General features: G+C 68.0%; 14 protein-coding genes. 9 read left to right on the forward strand and 5 right to left on the reverse strand.

Annotated elements, in window-relative coordinates; all coding sequences use genetic code 11:
* Positions 1-271: hypothetical protein (locus BUC15_RS20455; RefSeq protein WP_217652221.1), on the reverse strand; the 271-nt coding region annotated here is incomplete at its 3' end.
* A 48-nt stretch (positions 272-319) separates the two neighbouring features.
* Between BUC15_RS20455 and BUC15_RS11995 the strand changes: the two genes are divergently transcribed.
* Positions 320-1,468, forward strand: coding sequence for an SH3 domain-containing protein (locus tag BUC15_RS11995; RefSeq protein WP_073188604.1), 1,149 nt, complete (start codon positions 320-322; stop codon positions 1,466-1,468).
* Positions 1,469-1,589: 121 nt separating this feature from the next.
* Here the strand turns inward: BUC15_RS11995 and BUC15_RS12000 are convergent, their stop codons facing one another.
* A complete protein-coding gene (locus tag BUC15_RS12000; protein ID WP_217652222.1) occupies positions 1,590-2,351 on the reverse strand; it encodes a formylglycine-generating enzyme family protein in 762 nt (253 codons plus the stop codon).
* Positions 2,352-2,479: 128 nt separating this feature from the next.
* On the opposite strand from BUC15_RS12000, the gene pgi reads away from it, so the two are divergent.
* The 6 genes from pgi to ppgK all read left to right on the forward strand — a co-directional run bounded on the left by pgi (position 2,480) and on the right by ppgK (position 10,873).
* Positions 2,480-4,153 carry a glucose-6-phosphate isomerase gene (gene pgi / locus BUC15_RS12005; RefSeq protein ID WP_073188608.1) on the forward strand — a complete coding sequence of 558 codons (1,674 nt, stop codon included), beginning with the start codon at positions 2,480-2,482 and terminating at the stop codon, positions 4,151-4,153.
* On the forward strand, positions 4,146-4,814 hold the full coding sequence (locus tag BUC15_RS12010; RefSeq protein ID WP_245787970.1) for a SanA/YdcF family protein: 669 nt from the start codon (positions 4,146-4,148) through the stop codon (positions 4,812-4,814). Before pgi ends, BUC15_RS12010 begins: the two co-directional genes overlap by 8 nt.
* 305 nt (positions 4,815-5,119) lie before the next feature.
* Positions 5,120-6,712 (forward strand): xylulokinase, encoded by a 1,593-nt coding sequence (locus BUC15_RS12015; RefSeq protein WP_245787971.1) that lies wholly within the window; start codon positions 5,120-5,122, stop codon positions 6,710-6,712.
* A 286-nt stretch (positions 6,713-6,998) separates the two neighbouring features.
* Complete coding sequence (locus BUC15_RS12020; RefSeq protein WP_073188610.1) at positions 6,999-8,294, forward strand: MFS transporter; 1,296 nt, start codon at positions 6,999-7,001, stop codon at positions 8,292-8,294.
* A 70-nt stretch (positions 8,295-8,364) separates the two neighbouring features.
* Complete coding sequence (gene argS, locus BUC15_RS12025) at positions 8,365-9,999, forward strand: arginine--tRNA ligase (RefSeq protein ID WP_073188612.1); 1,635 nt, start codon at positions 8,365-8,367, stop codon at positions 9,997-9,999.
* A 79-nt stretch (positions 10,000-10,078) separates the two neighbouring features.
* On the forward strand, positions 10,079-10,873 hold the full coding sequence (gene ppgK, locus BUC15_RS12030) for a polyphosphate--glucose phosphotransferase (protein ID WP_073188614.1): 795 nt from the start codon (positions 10,079-10,081) through the stop codon (positions 10,871-10,873).
* A gap of 200 nt (positions 10,874-11,073) precedes the next feature.
* Here ppgK and BUC15_RS12035 read toward each other — a convergent pair whose 3' ends face one another.
* The 3 genes from BUC15_RS12035 to BUC15_RS12045 all read right to left on the reverse strand — a co-directional run bounded on the left by BUC15_RS12035 (position 11,074) and on the right by BUC15_RS12045 (position 13,608).
* Positions 11,074-12,417, reverse strand: a complete 1,344-nt coding sequence (locus BUC15_RS12035) for a PH domain-containing protein (RefSeq protein WP_073188616.1) — start codon at positions 12,415-12,417, stop codon at positions 11,074-11,076.
* Complete coding sequence (locus tag BUC15_RS12040; protein WP_139280240.1) at positions 12,417-12,842, reverse strand: PH domain-containing protein; 426 nt, start codon at positions 12,840-12,842, stop codon at positions 12,417-12,419. Before BUC15_RS12040 ends, BUC15_RS12035 begins: the two co-directional genes overlap by 1 nt.
* A 139-nt stretch (positions 12,843-12,981) precedes the next feature.
* Positions 12,982-13,608, reverse strand: a complete 627-nt coding sequence (locus BUC15_RS12045) for a DUF1707 SHOCT-like domain-containing protein (protein ID WP_073188618.1) — start codon at positions 13,606-13,608, stop codon at positions 12,982-12,984.
* 217 nt (positions 13,609-13,825) lie between these two features.
* On the opposite strand from BUC15_RS12045, the gene BUC15_RS12050 reads away from it, so the two are divergent.
* Together BUC15_RS12050 and BUC15_RS12055 are read left to right on the forward strand one after the other, a co-directional pair.
* The gene (locus BUC15_RS12050; RefSeq protein WP_073188620.1) at positions 13,826-14,947 is read left to right on the forward strand and encodes a 6-phosphofructokinase; all 1,122 of its coding nucleotides are present in this window, start codon (positions 13,826-13,828) and stop codon (positions 14,945-14,947) included.
* 50 nt (positions 14,948-14,997) lie between these two features.
* Positions 14,998-16,332: a serine hydrolase domain-containing protein gene (locus tag BUC15_RS12055; protein WP_073188622.1), complete on the forward strand. Its 1,335-nt coding sequence runs from the start codon at positions 14,998-15,000 to the stop codon at positions 16,330-16,332.
* Positions 16,333-16,365 lie beyond the last annotated feature (33 nt).

The following is a 16,365-nucleotide window of genomic DNA, read 5'->3' on the forward strand; positions in this document are numbered from 1 at the left end:
TAGACGAGTCCCGAATAGTGCTCAAGGCCAGGCCCGACCCGAGCGCTGTAGGTCCGCTGAGCACTATCCCGGGCTCGATGGGCGACACGCCGTAGGCGGGCGTCATTTCGGTAAACGAGTCCCGAATAGTGCTCAAGGTCAGGCCCGACCCGAGCGCCTGGGCGCATGAGGCTTGCGTGATGGTGCGGCCGTGGGTCAGACCCGGCCCGCGCGGCTGGGCGGCCAAGACGTCGTGGGCATCAGAAGGTGAGCGCTTGGAATCCCGCGGCAAGTCATCTAGTCTGAGAAGACCTTAAGAGTTTCTCAGGGAGGCGTAGTGATGGCAGCGGCGAAGAGGGCGGTACCGGTGGAAGACGATGCGATGGGCGAAGTGGTCGATCTTGGCACCGTCCAACCGGGCCGCCGGGCCCAAGGGCCGTCGAAGGCGCCCAGGCGGGTCGCCCGGTATGTGACGACGCCGCTGGCACTGCTTGCGGTCGTCGGGCTCACGCTCGGGGCTGTCGACGTGTCCCCGACGATCGACCAGGCAGATCCGGCGGGGGTCTCCACCACGCAGCTCGGCACCTCCCGCGATCTCGCGCGGGCAGCCCTCCCCAGCCCCTCGGCCTCGCCGACGACCGTGACGCCGTCGGCCTCGCCGAGTGCCGTTTCGCCTTCGGCCTCGCCGAGTGCGACCGCCAGCGCTTCCGCGGTGCCCAGCGCGGTTCCCAGTGCCACCGCGACTGCGACCGCCAAACCGACTCCCACGCCGACGCCCACCCCGGTCGACTACCAGAGCCTGGGCGCGGTCGCAGGTACCCAGTTCGCCACCGCGGCTGTCTATGTCCGTACCGGTCCCGGCAAGGGGTTCGACACCGTGACCACCCTCGCTGAGGATGAGCCCATCGCCGTCACCAAGCGGGCCGTCGACGGTTGGCAGCAGGTCATCGTGTCGAAGAAGTCGGGCTGGGTCAAGGCGAGCTTCCTGACCGCGGAGAAGCCGGTCGTCAAGACCCCGAAGCCTGCGTCCACCAGCAGCGCCCCGGCCAGCGGTGCCACGGGTAGCAGCGCCCCGGCCAGCGGTGCCACGGGTAGCAGCGCGTCGGGAAGCAGTGGCTCGGGAGGGGCCTCGACGGCGCAATGCGCCAAGGCGGGCGACCTCGAGTCGCACCTCACCTCACGCACCGTCACGGTGCTTCGCACGGTGTGCGCCAAGTTCGACGGCGTGAGCAGCTACGGCGGCTACCGCCCGGGTGCCGGGTCGTACCACGGGTCGGGCCAGGCGATCGACGTCATGGTCAGTGGCGACTACGGCCAGCAGATCGCCGACTGGGCCCGCGCCAACGCCAGCTCTCTCGGCATCATCGAGGTCATCTACGAGCAGAAGATCTGGACGACCCAGCGTGCGGGCGAGGGGTGGCGCGCAATGTCCGACCGGGGCAGCGTCTCGGCGAACCACTACGACCACGTACACATCAGCGTCGGCTGAGGCCGACTTGGCCAGGGCCAGCCGGGGGCACCAGATTTACACTGTAAATCTTGCGTGCTGGAAGGCGCTCCGCCAGTGCTGGCCGGGGACCCCGGTATGGGGGCGCCGGATGCCGGCCCGGCTACACCAGTAGAGGTGTCCAGCCGGGCGGCGCCCCAGCCAGCCTTGCCCGCTCCCGATCGGCACGGTCGGACCACCCCTGAGCGCCATCCTCGACGCCTTGGAAGCCGCCCTGAATCACTCGGAACCCGACGTCGTCAAGCTCGGCGCCCGGGGCACTGCCCCGACGGACGGAGGCGCGCACGCTCCAATGCTTGTCGGCCCAGCCGCCTCCGCGCAGCACCCGGTAGTCGGCGTAGCGGGCCGGGTCGCAGTAGTCCCAGCACCACTCCCACACGTTGCCGAGCATGTCATAGAGGCCGAATGCGTTGGGGCGCTTCGTCTGCACTCTCTGCGGCCCGGCAACCCGGTCAGCCTCGGTCCAGGCGACCTCCGGGAGAGGTCCGTAGCGCGGACCCGATGATCCTGCGCGGCACGCCCACTCCCACTCGGCCTCCGTGGGCAGGCGGAACCCTTCCGAGGCCACGTCCCAGGCGACGCGTTCACCGTCGAATCGATAGGCCGGAGCCACGCCCAAGAGCGACGACAGCGCATTGCACCACCTGACGGCGCTGCGCCAGGAAACCGAGTGGACGGGTGTGTCGGCGCCCTGGCCTGCTGGCGCCTGCTCCTTGAGCGTGCCCGCGTAGAGCGACCAGGTCACGGGCGCTCGGGCCATGAGGAACGACCCGAGCTCGGCGCTCCGCGATGTGTCGGTCCGAGCGTCCCGCAATGTGATCGTGCCGGCAGGCACAGCGACCATGCGGGGAGGCGGGACGGGCATGGGCCATCCTAATCGCACAGCGGCCGCTGAGAGGTGCCGCCAGATCTCAAACCCTGTGGCCATTCCGGCTACAAGAGTTTGCCGCACCGACGCGACTTCACCGATCCCGGCGAAGCTACTCTTGGGCCATGAACAATCCGGTTGACCCCACGACCACCGAAGCCTGGTCGGACCTGAAGACGCTCAAGGACGCCCTTGTCCCCGACCTGCGGGGCTGGTTCGAAGCCGACCCGAAACGCGCCGACGAGTTCACATTCGACGTCGCCGACCTTCACGTCGACCTTTCGAAGAATCTGATCAACGAAGACATCCTCGACGCCCTGGTTCGCCTGGCAGACGAGGTCGGCGTGGCCGGGCGTCGCGACGCGATGTTTACTGGCGAGCGGATCAACGTCACGGAGAACCGTTCGGTGCTCCACACCGCCCTGCGGCTGCCGGCCGACGCCGAACTCGTCGTCGAGGGCCAGGACGTCGTCGCCGACGTACACGCCGTGCTGAACGAGATGTTCGCGTTCGCCGACAAGGTTCGCTCGGGGGAGTGGAAGGGCGTCACCGGAAAACCGATCTCGACGGTGGTCAACATCGGCATCGGCGGTTCAGACCTCGGCCCCGTCATGGTCTATGAGGCCCTGCTGCCGTACAAGCAGGAGGGCCTCACCTGCCGCTTCGTCTCCAACATCGACCCGAGCGACGTCGCCGAGAAGGTCGCGGATCTCGATCCCACCACGACGTTGTTCATCGTCGCCTCCAAGACGTTCACCACGCTCGAGACCCTGACCAACGCGCGAATGGCGCGCGACTGGCTGCTCGGCCGACTCGTCGAGGTCGGCGCCATCGAAGACACGGACGACGCGCGGAGGGCCGCGATCGCCAAGCACTTCGTCGCCGTCTCGACGGCGCTGGACAAGGTCGCCGCCTTCGGTATCGACCCCGCCAACGCGTTCGGATTCTGGGACTGGGTCGGCGGGCGCTACTCGGTCGACTCGGCGGTCGGGCTCCCCGTGGCGATCGCCGTCGGACCCCAGGGCTTCCAGGACTTCCTTGCGGGCTTCCACGCCGTCGACGAGCACTTCCGCACCGTCGCGCCCGAACGCAACGTGCCGCTTCTCATGGGGCTGATCAACGTCTGGTACGTCAACTTCTTCCAGGCCCACAGCCATGCGGTGCTGCCCTACGCGCAGTACCTGCACCGTTTCCCGGCCTACCTGCAGCAGCTGACCATGGAGTCCAACGGCAAGTCGGTGCGGTGGGACGGCGCGCCGGTCACCACGGAGACCGGCGAGATCTTCTGGGGCGAGCCCGGCACCAACGGGCAGCACGCGTTCTACCAACTCATCCACCAGGGCACGCGGCTGATCCCGGCGGACTTCATCGCGGTCGCCAACCCGGCGCACCCGATCGAGGACGGCGGCACCGACGTGCACGGCCTCTTCCTGGCCAACTTCTTCGCCCAGACGGCTGCCCTTGCGTTCGGCAAGACCGCAGACGAGGTGCGGGCCGAGGGTACCCCCGAGGCCATCGTTCCCGCGCGGGTGTTCGCGGGGAACAGGCCCACGACGTCGATCCTCGCCAATGAGCTGACCCCGTCGGTCGTCGGCCAGCTCATCGCCCTGTACGAACACATCACCTTCGTCGAGGGCGTCGTGTGGGGTCTCGACTCGTTCGACCAGTGGGGCGTGGAATTGGGCAAGAAGCTGGCTCTCGAGATCGCGCCGGCGGTCTTCGGCGACGTCGAGGCGCTTGCGAAGCAGGACGCCTCGACGCAGGCCCTGGTGAGCTGGTATCTCAATCACCGTGGCTGAACGTGCCTCAAGGGTGCCCCGGTGGCTCAAGGTCGCCGGGATCGTCGCACTTGTCGCGGCGGTCCCGGTGATCGGAAGCTACGTGCATCTCGCGGTCTTGTCGGCGGGGCGCACGCACACGCTCGCCGATGTGCCCGAACGGGGTGTGGCGATGGTGCTCGGGGCCAAGGCGGACCCGGGGCGTCCTTCGGCCTTCCTGGCCGCCCGCCTCGACCTGGCCGTCGACCTCTATGAGCAGGGCAGGATTCGTGCCGTCCTCGTCAGCGGAGACGGCCTGGAGCGGTCCAACTTCGAGACTCGCGTGATGAGGGACTATCTGGTCGACCGGGGCGTCCCGGCCGACCAGGTCGTCGAGGACCCAGCAGGGTTCGACACCTACGACTCGTGCGTTCGTGCCCGCGACGTCTACGGCGTGAAGGAGATGACGGTCCTTACTCAGGATTACCACGTGGGACGGGCGATCGCGATCTGCGAACTGGTCGGGGTCGACGCCGTCGGCGTGGGCGACACGACGATGCGGAGCCGGTTTCCGCTCAACTGGATCAGGGGAGCTGGCCGGGAGTGGGCGGCGAACCTGAAGGTCGAGTGGGACGTACTGACAGGGCGAAAGCCCCAGCAGGACCCGTACGACCCGTCGCTGTTGGAGGCCGCCCGGTCCTGACGAGCCTGGCGACGTCGTCGGCGGCGGTTGGGTGAGGGGTTGTCCGTGCGCGTTACCAGGGCTATGGCTGGTTACCTGCGGTATTTCGCTGGTGTCGAGGGTTTTGGTTGGTGTCGGCGTGGTTTCGCTGGTGTCGCGGCATTTCCCTGGTGTCGGCGCAAACTCCCTGGTGACGGCGGATTCTCGCTGGTGACGCCGTCGACCGGGGGTCGGTCGACGCCGACCGCGTCCGGCTTTCCCGGCCCCGACTATGACAACCGGCCCCCGACCAGTCATGATTGGACCACACCAAACTGGAGGTCAATGTGGATCACAACACCATCGCCGCAGACGAAATTGTGAACGGTCACACCGCGTTGGGGATCGAGTTCGGCTCGACCCGGATCAAGGCGGTCCTGATCGGCGGGGAACGACAGCCGCTCGCCACCGGAGGGTTCGACTGGAAGGCGAAATTCGAAGACGGCGTGTGGACCTACGATCTTGACGCGATCTGGGCTGGGATCCAGGCGGCCTATGCCGACCTTGCAGCGCAGGTAACGTCCCGCTTCGGGGTGACCCTCGACAAAGTCGGGTCGCTCGGCATCTCGGCCATGATGCACGGCTATCTCGCCTTCGATGCCGCGGGCGAACTGCTCGTGCCGTTCCGCACCTGGCAGAACACCATGACGGGTGAGGCGGCGGCTGAGCTGACCCAACTGTTCCAGCACAACATCCCGCAGCGCTGGAGCATCGCGCACCTCTACCAGGCGATCCTGCGTGGCGAAGAGCACGTCGCCCGGATCGACCATCTGGAGACGCTCGCGTCCTACGTCCACTGGCGCCTGACCGGCGAGCGACTCATCGGCGTCGGTGACGCCAGCGGCATGTTCCCCATCGACGTGGCCACCGGCGGCTACGACCGGGGCCTGGTCGCGCAGTTCGATGCGCTCGTCGCCGATCGTGGGTTCGGCTGGTCGCTCGCCGACCTGCTGCCCGAACCTCTGCCCGCGGGTCGCCAGGCTGGCGCGCTGACTGCCGACGGCGCCTTGCTGCTCGACCCATCGGGCGCGTTGCAGGCTGGTGCGGCCGTCGCACCGCCGGAGGGTGACGCCGGCACCGGGATGGTGGCCACCAACTCGGTCGCCCGGCGCACCGCCAACGTCTCGGCAGGCACGTCGATCTTCGCGATGGTCGTGCTCGAAGGGCCGTTGAAGGAACTCCACGAACAGATCGACCTGGTCACCACCCCGGCGGGCGACCTCGTCGGCATGGCGCACTGCAACAACGGCACGATCGACCTGAGCGCCTGGGTTTCGCTTCTCGGCGAGGTTGGACGGGCTTTGGGTGCTGAGTTCGACACCAACACCTTGTTCGAGACGCTTTACCGCACCGCGCTGGAAGCAGACGCCGACGGCGGTGGCATGCTCGCCTTCAACTACCTCGCAGGCGAGCACGTGACCGGGCTTGAGGCGGGTCGGCCGATGTTCCTGCGTACGCCGTCCAGCACGTTCAACCTGGCCAACTTCATGCGCACGCACCTCTTCGCTGCGTTGGGTGCGCTTCGAGTCGGGATGGACGTGCTGTTGCGCGACGAGGGCGTCGGGCTCGATTCGATGTTCGCGCACGGGGGGCTCTTCAAGACGAAGGGCGTCGCCCAGGGCTTCCTCGCGGCGGCGATGGACACCCCCGTTTCGGTCGGCGAGGTGGCCGGGGAGGGTGGCGCATGGGGCATGGCGCTGCTGGCGGCCTACCTTGGCGCCGACGTCCCGCTGGCGGACTGGCTTGGTAGCGAGGTGTTCGCGGATGCCGAGGTCGACACCGTCGAACCGCTGGCCGCCGACGTCGAGGGCTTCAACCGGTTCATGGACCGCTACCGTGCGGGCCTGGCCGTCGAGAGGGCCGCCGTCGAAGCCCTCTGAGGGTCTGTGGAACGGTTGGCGTTGAGCACTATCCGGCACTCGATTCGGGGCCGACGGCGTTTTCAGCAGTAAACGCCGTGGGAGGCCAAACGACCCCCGGGTAGTGCTCAACGTTCGACGTGACCCCCGGATAGTGCTCAACGTTCGACGTGACCCCCGGATAGTGCTCAACGTCCGACGCGCACTGGTCGGGTATAATAACCCGCGTCATCTTTGGGTCAGCGTGCGGCGGGAGGCTGGGACGTCGCACAACAGTCGCCGTCGGCGACGAGTTTGAGGACGCCACATGACCCGGAACAACAAAGCGCAGCCACCGCACGAACCGACCCCTCCGACCGACAGACGCCCAGTCGCCGACGAGGGCTTCGCCAAGCTGATCAGGCTCGTGGGCTGGCCCTATGTGGTCGCCTCCGCGCTAGCCCGGCTACCGCAGTCGATGCTGACGATCGGCGCCCTCACCTATGTCGCGGCGGGCGCAAGCGACTTCACCACCCCCGGCGCCGTCGCTGCCATCGCGGGCGTCGGCGTCGGGATCGGGGCCCCGATCATGGGGACGGCCTCGGATCGGTGGGGGCAACGGATCGTCCTGCTGCTCTCCACCGTCGCGTACGTCGCCGCCCTCGGAGGCCTCCTGTGGGCGGGCTCGCCGCGGGACGGGCTGGTCCAGCTCGACCCGACGCTGATCGGCAGCGCCCTACTCGCCGGCATGGTCGTCCCGCAGGTAGGCCCTATGGCCAGGGTGCGGTGGATCCGTCGACTCACCGGGCCCAACGACCGCGCCACGATCGACCTGGCGTTGGGCTACGAAAGCACGGTCGACGAGCTCAGCTACGTGTTCGGACCCGCTCTGGTGGGCATCGTCGCTTCGGCGGCCGGTGCCCCGGTGCCGCTGGTCATCGCGGGTGTGCTCGCCATGATCGCCGTGCCGGCGTTCGTCGCCGACCGCAGCTCCGGGGCGGGTGCTGCCGTCGCACACCAGGCGGGTGCAGGGGTCAGCGGCCCAGTCAGGACGGCATGGGGCTTCATGGCCATCGCGGTAGCGGGCATGCTCGGCGTCGGTGCGGTCTTCGGGTCCCTGGCGACCACGATGACGGTGTTCGCCGACGAATCCGGCCACCCGGGTACGGGGGGCCTCCTTTACGCGGCGATGGGCATCACGTCCGGCCTCGGCGCGTTGAGCGTGTCGCGCTGGCCCGCGAGGTGGAGCGCCGCCGCCAGGTGGCTGTTGTGCGCCGTCATCGCGGTGCCGGCCACCGGGTTGCTGTTGTTGCCGAACGACCCCTGGCAGATGGCGCTGGGGCTGCTGCTGGTCGGTGCGCCCATCGGGCCGATCCTGGTGACGATCTTTGCCGCCGCGGGCCAGCGCACGCCACCGGCGCGGCTCGGGTTTGCGATGACGCTGTTGTCGGCGTCGATCACGCTCGGCACCTCCGCCGGGAACCTGCTGGGCGGTACGGTCGCCGACGCCTCCGGGCACAGGGCGGCGCTCGGGGTCACCATAGGGGCGGCGGTGCTCCTGCTGGCGTGCGGAGCCATCTTCGCCCGTTACGCGAAGTGGGAGCGGCTCCGCGCTTCGGCCTGAACCGGTGACAGCGATGAAACCGGTTGGCCGGGATTGGGGTGGGCAGCCCGCTGGTGCGAGAATGGAGCCCATGCAATCGCTCCCCGCGCTCCTCGACGCGCGCCTCCGTGCCGTCACCGGCATCGACCCCGAGATGCGTCCCGCCACCAAACCCCAGTTCGGGCACTTCCAGTCGAATGTCGCCCTCCGCCTGGCGAAGCAGGAGGGCCGCGCGCCCCGTGAGGTCGCGGCCGACATCATCGAGCGACTCGACGTCCGGGACCTCTGCGAGAAGCCCGACATCGCAGGGCCGGGGTTCATCAACTTCCGGCTCCGCACCGACATCCTCGCCGGTGCGGTCACCGCGCTGTTGGAAGACCCCGACGGCGGCGTCAACGTCACGCACTACCCGCAGCGGGTCGTCATCGACTACTCGGCGCCGAACGTCGCCAAGCAGATGCATGTGGGGCACCTCCGCACGACCATCATCGGCGACTGCTTCAACCGCACCCTCACCGCCGTCGGCAACACCGTCATCCCGCAGAACCACATCGGCGACTGGGGCACCCAGTTCGGCATGCTGATCGAAGAGGTGCATGACGAGGGGCTCGACGTCACGCAACTCAGCCTCGACGATGCCGACGCGCTCTACAAGCGTGCCGCTGGCCGGTTCAGGGACGATGAGGAGTTCGCGACCCGCGCCCGGGCAAGGGTTGCGACGTTCCAGGGCGGCGACGAGGCGTCCCTGGAAATCTGGCGGCAACTCGTCGACATCTCCAAGCCGGCGTTCAACCACGCCTACGAACGTCTCAACGTCCTGCTCACCGACGACGACCTGGCGGGGGAGAGCACCTACAACGACGACCTCCCCGTGCTCGTGAAGGAACTGGAGGAATCCGGTGTCGCCGTCGTCGACCAGGGCGCGCTCTGCATCTTCGTCGACGGGTTCGAGGCGCCGCTGATCGTGCGCAAGTCGGACGGAGGCTTCGGTTACGCCACCACCGATCTGGCCGCGATCCGCCGCCGCGTCCGCGACCTGCACGCCGACCGGATCATCTACGTCACCGACGCCCGCCAGGCCGGCCACTTCGCCCAGGTCTTCGCCGCGGCCCGTCTCGCCGGGTTCCTGCCCGACGACGTCGTCGCCCAGCATGTCGGCTACGGCATGGTGCTCGGGCCGGACGGGCGACCGTTCAAGACCCGCGACGGCAAGGCCGCAACGCTCGACTCGCTGCTCGACGCCGCGGAAGAGGAAGCCGCGCCCAACATCGCGCTGGCGGCGATCAAGTACGCCGACCTCAGCAGCGGCCTGCAGAAGGACTACACCTTCGACGTCGAACGCATGGTGCAGACGACCGGCAACACCGGCCCCTACCTGCAGTACGCGCACGCCCGCGTCAGCCAGATCCTCCGCAGGGCCGAGGCGGAGGGCATCCACTACGGCGCGGTGACGGTCCTCGACGAGCCCGTTGAGCAGCAGTTGGCGTTGACGCTCAGCGGTTTCGGTGACGTGGTCGACGACCTCGCCCAGCACCTGACCCCCCACAAGTTGTGTACGTACCTGTACGAATTGGCCGGCACGTTGGCCTCGTTCTACGAGGTCTGCCCGGTGCTCAAGTCTGACGGTGACGTGCGGGCCTCCCGGCTTGCGCTGTGCGCCGCCACCAAGCAGGTCCTGGCGAAGGGCCTGAGCCTGCTCGGAATCGACGCTCCCGAGAGAATGTGATCCTGGCCGGGGCCCTCCGCGGGCCCGGCTTTGGGACCCTGTCCCACGTGTAGGTGGCCCGACGGCTACGATTTCCCGCATGAGCATTATCCTGGGCATCGATGTGGGCGGCTCCGGCGTCAAGGGCGCGCCGGTAGATCTCGAGACCGGCGAGTTCGTCGCCGACCGTCTCCGTATCCCAACTCCGGCAAAGTCGACGCCCGCCAACATCGCCGCCGTGATCGGCGAGATCATCGAGCATTTCGAACCGGTGATCGGGGACGCCCCGGTCGGCCTGACGATCCCGGCCCCCGTCCTGCACGGTGTGGTCCCCTTCATCGCCAACCTCGATCAGGAGTGGGCGGGGTTCAACGCCGACCGCTTCTTCGAGGAGCGACTCGGGCGCAAGATCGCGTTGGTCAACGACGCCGACGCCGCGGGGCTGGCCGAGGTGTACTTCGGTGCCGCGAAGGGAAACGACGGGCTCGTCATCCTCACGACGCTCGGTACCGGGATCGGTGCGGCGATCATCCACCGCGGGGTCCTGATCCCGAACGCCGAGCTGGGGCACCTGGAACTCGACGGCTACGACGCCGAGAGCAGGGCCGCGTCGTCGGTCAAGGAGAAGGAAGGCCTGTCCTACAAGAAGTGGACGCACGAGCGCTTGCAGCCCTACTACAGCCATCTCGAGATGCTGTTCTCGCCCGACCTGTTCGTCGTCGGCGGTGGCGTGTCGAAGGACTGGGACAAGTTCGGGCACCTGTTCGACCTCAAGACCCCGATCGTCCCGGCAAAGATGCGCAACCGCGCGGGGATCGTCGGCGCGGCGCTGTTCGCCAGGGACGCCGTCGAACACCCGGATCCGCTGGTTGAGGAAGCCGACGGGATCAACTGACAAACGCCGATCAACTGGCGAGGGGTTGCAACTGACAAAGGGTTGAGCACTATCGAGGGTTCGATGGGCGACACGCCGAGATCGGGCGTCGTTTTCCTCAACGAACCCGGGTTAGTGCTCAACGCCTGACGTGCACCGAGCGGTTATCCGACCGCTGTGGGGCGCCACCACATCCCGCCCGGAGCGTCCTCGCCGAGCGCTCACTCGACGGCGAGGCGGGCCAGGCGGGCGCGTTCCAACTGGTCGAGGAAGACCATACGCGCGACCCCCTCGTCCAGATGCTTCAACTGCAGGGTCACCGGTCCGTCGGTGGTGTGAACCAGGATCCCGGCAAGCCGCAGCCGCCGCTGCAACGGGCCCTGCTCAATGCTGGCCGACTGCATCCTGCGGTGCGGGACGATCGAGCGCACCTGCGTGAACAGGCCGTGCTGAGCGACCATCACGTCGCGCCCGATGCCCCAGGTGTGGGTGTGGAACGTGACAGGCGTGAGCCATCGGGCGCGTTCCGGTTGCCCGTTCGGTTCGATGTCGGCGAGGTCGACGTCGGACCAGAACGCCCGCAGCACCGTCAGCACCTCTTCCCAGGTGCCGTACGGCAGCACGACGGCGTTGGTGGACGCGTCGTCGCCGGAGGTGGGGTCGCCGTAGCCGAGCACGGTGACGGTGACCTGGTACAGCCCGGTCAGGCGCTGGAGGAGATCCTGCCTCACGGCCACCGCCTGGATCCGTTCGGGACGCAACCCCTGGGCGGTGGTGCTCAGCAGGCCCCGCGTGATCCGCAGCGACTCGCCGCGGCGCGTCATGGTGAAACCCCAGTTCCGGCCGGTCTGTGACCAGAGCCAACCCCCGACCGCGATGACGCCCGCCACCAACGTCACCGGCGTGTCGGCGAACACGGACAAGACCACGAAGGTGACGGCGATGATCAGCGAGAAGGTCGCACCACCGGAGACCAGGGTGCCGAGCAGCAGGTTGCGGGCCGGCACCTTGACGACGACCGACTCGTCCGCGTCCTCCTGCCCGGTGGTTGCGTCCGGCTCCTCGGCGCCGTCCCGGTGATCCGACCGGGCGTGCCGCATCCTCGCGATCAGATCCTCACGCAGCGTCTCGGCACGTGCCTTGCGGAGATACGCAAGATCGACCCCGCCTGCGCCACCGACGTCGATGTGTACCTTCGCCAACCCCAACAGCCGGGCGATGAACGGCTGGCCGATGTCGACCGACTGCACCTTGGTGTAGTCGACCCGAGTGGAGGATCTGTTGATGAAGTTCCGTTCGACCCGGAACTCGGCCTCATCGGCGACGAACGTGGTCGTCTTCCACGTGATGATGCCGCTGATACCGCCGAACAGGGCGATCACGGCCGCGATCCCTCCAAGCAGCATTGGGGTGGCGGTGACCGGTCCGTCGGACTCGAGGAACTCGCGGCCGAGGAACACGGCGGCAGCGGCCAGCGCAAGGCCTGAGCGTGCCAACCCTGTCAGCGGGCTCGGCCGCTCGATGATCTTCGACGGGGTCTCTTCCGGTGCCGCTTCGGTGGGCATCAGATGCCGGCCTGCTGCTGCTCGCCCCTCGCGATCAGCCGGTCCCGCAGCGCGGCGGCAGCCGTGGCGTCCAGGCCGGGGATCGAAACCGTGCCCGCGGTCGATGAGGTCACCATCTGCACGCTCGCCAGGCCGAAGCGCTGCTCGATCGGACCGGACGTCACCTCCACCAGCTGCATCCGGCCGTACGGCACGCACTGCAGCGTGCGGAACCAGAGACCATTGGTGACGTAGACGTCCTCGTCCCGCTCGGCGAAACCCCAGCGCCGGTAGACCCGGGGAGCCCGCCACAGCCGCCACCCGATCCACACAAAGGCGAGCGCGACCACGCTCCAGGCGACCCAGCGGGGTGCCCACAGGAAGGAGACGACGGTGAGTGCGGCCGAGATCAGCCCCCACGTGAGGGGGATGAGGAGCAACTTCATCTTCAGATAGTTCGGCGACAACCGCTGCCAGGTGGCCCCGGGAGGGGCGAACAGGTCCTCGTGCCCGGCCCGATCTACCGGTACGGTGGCGGAACGCCTTGCGGGCGGAAAGTCTCTCTGATCGACGTGGGGCACCGGCTCACTTCACAAATTTCTCGTACTTGTTCCTCTTCGTGGTGTCCGGCCCGAGGACCGTCACCTCTCCCATGACCACAGTACCGACCAGGTTGACCCGGATGCCGTCGGGGCGGGGCCTCGTCCCGTCGACCTTGGTCTCGCTCATGACACCCGAGAGCCGTGAAACGTTGACGTCGACACCCTCCGGCACCCGGATTCGCACGTCACACATCATGCCGCCGACGTTGATGGTGGTTTCCCGGTCGACGAACGTCGCGTTGACAAGGTCGAGACGCACCTCCCCGAGCCACGCGTTGACCGTCACCTCCGAGGCGACCACGTCCAGCCGACCGGGTTTGAACGTCGAGAGGAAGGCATTCCCGCCGGTGAACTCGCCCGGCGCGGCGATTGCGGGTGGCCGGGGGGCCTGCTGGGCGACCACAGGCTGCGCGACGGGCCGCCGCTGCGCAACCAGGTCGGCAGTGAGTGAGTTCAGGTCGCCGAAGGTCTTGGCGTCGTAAGCGTGCGCGATGCGCTCGGCGTGCTCCTCGAACGTGAGCCGACCTTCCGCGTAGGCGTTGTTCAGCACCTGGGCTACCAGTTCGCGGTCCTGGTCAGCGCAGCGGAGATCGTCAATGCGGTTCGACATGTCAGCAGTTTAGGCCGCCCGACGCTTGCCTGACCCTGCCAACGGGGGCCGTTGAGGGGGCTCTCCGGGGAGTGCCAGGGGCACCACTGAGTGGCCCGTCCCGGTCGGCGGGCACAGGCAGAGCCACCCCATGGTCCGCATCCGACACGTTCTGAGGGAATCGGCTCTCAAACCGAACCCTGGCAATAGGGTTGTGGCAGCGACGAGGAGGATCAAAATGGGAAAACGTGTCGGAATATTGACGGCGGGGGGCGACTCCCCGGGGCTCAATGCCGCGATCCGAGGGTTCGGCAAGACCGCGATCGGCCACCACGGGATGGAACTGATCGGCTTCCGTGACGGGCTCCGGGGCCTGGTCGAAGACCGCTGGCAGCCACTCGACGGCGGCGCGCTCGCCGGGATCCTGACCGTCGGCGGCACCATCCTCGGCACCTCACGGGACAAACCGCACAAGATGGTAGTCGACGGTGAGGTCCGCGACATGGTGCCGACCATCGTCGAGAACTGTGAGAGGAACAAGCTCGACGCTATCGTGTGCATCGGGGGCGGGGGCACGGCGAAGAACGCCAAGCGGTTGGCGGATGCCGGGCTCAACGTGATCCACCTGCCGAAGACCATCGACAACGACATCGCGAACACCGACACCAGTTTCGGGTTCTCGACCTCGCTCGGCATCGCGACCGAGGCGGTCGACCGGCTCCATTCGACGGCCCACTCGCATCACCGGCTGATCGTCGTCGAGATCATGGGCCACAAGGCGGGTTGGCTCGCGCTCGGCGCCGGCATCGCTGGAGGCGCCGACATCATCCTGATCCCGGAGATCCCGTACTCCATCGAGTCGATCGCCGAATCGGTGGCCGCAAGGGCCCGTTCAAGCCGCAACTTCTCGGTGATCGCGCTCGCCGAAGGTGCCAGGAACCAAGAGGACGCCGCCGACCTCGCCGCCGCCGTCGCTCTGGTCAAGGGTGCTTCGACGGCCGAGGCCAGGAGCGCGGCAAACAAGCACAAGGCGACGGTGGAGGCTGCGCACCGGGATAACGCGTTCAAGCTGGCGTCGTCGCTGGAGGCCGCGACCGGGCTGGAATCGCGCGTCACCGTGCTTGGCTACGTGCAGCGGGGCGGAACCCCGGATGCAAATGACAGGCTGCTCGGCACCCTTCTCGGTTCCGCCGGGGCCGACCTCGTGCAGGCAGGCGAGTTCGGGATCATGGTCGCGTCGCAAGCTGGCACGGCTGTGCCGGTGCCCCTCGAAGACGTGGCGGGCAACCTGAAGACGGTGCCGTTGGACGACCCGTGGATCCGGGCAGCGAAGGGGGTCGGAACCGGGCTGGGTGACTGATCCGGGCAGCAGGGTTTCTCCGGGGGAGCACCTTCCGATACCGTGCAGCCATGCAGCGTGAACGTGGCCGAGCCTGGACCCTTGTCCTCGCGGTCGGCCTCGCCGTTCTGCTGGTCGTGGGCGTCGGTGGGTACTGGTATCTGCGCCCGCTGCTGCGCACCGCGACCGGCTACGCCGTACACAACCTTTGCGCCGTCGTCGAGGTGGCCGATAGGAACAACCCGGAAGACGACCTGCCGCCCAACCCGCTGGTGCCGTATCTGACCCCTTGGCACGACCGGGCCGGTCACGCCAGGGTCAGCCTCGCCGGTTTCCTTGCAGGCCAGGACGCCTGGTACACCGACGGGTTCGGCTGCACCGTCGGAAGTAGTCGACCGGCGCTGCCCGCACCGGTCGAGGTCAGGTCTGCCCCAGAGTTCGAGTCTGCCGAACCCGACCCGGCGATTGAGCGGGCCATCGACCGGGCGTTCGGTGAGGACCTCGGTGAGCAGGACCGGGCCGATCTCGGCACCCGGGCGGTCGTGGTGCTCCACCGCGGTGTCGTCGTTGGCGAGCGATACGCCGTCGGCTTCTCATCCGAGACGCCGCAGCTGGGTTGGTCGATGACCAAATCTGTCACCAGCCTGCTGACGGGGCGGCTCGTCATGGACGGCAAGGTCGGGCTCGGCGACGCGCAGCTTCGGCCCGAATGGGAGGACGAGCGCGCCCAGATCACCGTCGACGACCTGCTGCGGATGACCAGTGGGTTGGAGTGGGACGAGACCTACGAGCTCGGCACCCCCATCACGCGGATGCTCTACGACGAGCCGGACATGGCCGGTTTCGTTGCTTCCCAGCGGGCCGCGCACACCGCCGGGACGTTCCAGCAGTACTCCAGCGGCAGCACCACCTTCCTATGCTCGGTGCTCAACTCAAAGGCGGGCAGGGGAGCGAACCTTCCCCGCGAGGAGCTGTTCGCCCCGCTGGGGGTGTCGTCGGCCGTCCTGGAGGTCGACATGACCGGCACGCCGGTCTGCAGCAGCTACCTGTGGGCGACACCGCGCGGCTGGGCACGGATCGGCTGGTTCGCACTTAACGACGGCGTCATCGGCGGGAAGAGGCTCCTGCCCGAAGGCTGGATGGAGCAGTCGACCACCGTCCGGGCGGTCGAGGGTACCGATTCGCCGGGGCTGGCCGCCTCTTGGTGGGTGAACAGGTTGCCGGACGGCGGATTCGTGGAGCCGACCCTGCCTGCGGACGCGTACTGGGCCAGCGGCCACGACGGGCAACGCATGTTCGTGATCCCGAGCCAGGGTCTGGTGATCGTGAGGATGGGGTTCACGCCGGAGGCTGAGGACACCCGCGTCGTCCAGTTGGCGGCCGACATCGTCGCCGAGGTCGGTTGAGGCCCTTCGCGGCGCGCGGCCCGATCTGAACAG

Origin of the sequence: Tessaracoccus bendigoensis DSM 12906, from assembly GCF_900141915.1 — a bacterium.
GTDB lineage: Bacteria > Actinomycetota > Actinomycetes > Propionibacteriales > Propionibacteriaceae > Arachnia > Arachnia bendigoensis.

Bases quoted from the DNA above. Each gene is read 5' to 3' on its own strand.
- pgi (WP_073188608.1), top strand. From the start codon at position 2,480: ATGAACAATCCGGTTGACCCCACGACCACCGAAGCCTGGTCGGACCTG.
- BUC15_RS12045 (WP_073188618.1), bottom strand. From the start codon at position 13,608: ATGTCGAACCGCATTGACGATCTCCGCTGCGCTGACCAGGACCGCGAA.
- BUC15_RS12000 (WP_217652222.1), bottom strand. From the start codon at position 2,351: ATGCCCGTCCCGCCTCCCCGCATGGTCGCTGTGCCTGCCGGCACGATC.
- argS (WP_073188612.1), top strand. From the start codon at position 8,365: ATGCAATCGCTCCCCGCGCTCCTCGACGCGCGCCTCCGTGCCGTCACC.
- BUC15_RS12040 (WP_139280240.1), bottom strand. From the start codon at position 12,842: ATGAAGTTGCTCCTCATCCCCCTCACGTGGGGGCTGATCTCGGCCGCA.
- BUC15_RS12050 (WP_073188620.1), top strand. From the start codon at position 13,826: ATGGGAAAACGTGTCGGAATATTGACGGCGGGGGGCGACTCCCCGGGG.
- BUC15_RS12035 (WP_073188616.1), bottom strand. From the start codon at position 12,417: ATGCCCACCGAAGCGGCACCGGAAGAGACCCCGTCGAAGATCATCGAG.
- BUC15_RS12055 (WP_073188622.1), top strand. From the start codon at position 14,998: ATGCAGCGTGAACGTGGCCGAGCCTGGACCCTTGTCCTCGCGGTCGGC.
- ppgK (WP_073188614.1), top strand. From the start codon at position 10,079: ATGAGCATTATCCTGGGCATCGATGTGGGCGGCTCCGGCGTCAAGGGC.
- BUC15_RS11995 (WP_073188604.1), top strand. From the start codon at position 320: ATGGCAGCGGCGAAGAGGGCGGTACCGGTGGAAGACGATGCGATGGGC.
- BUC15_RS12020 (WP_073188610.1), top strand. From the start codon at position 6,999: ATGACCCGGAACAACAAAGCGCAGCCACCGCACGAACCGACCCCTCCG.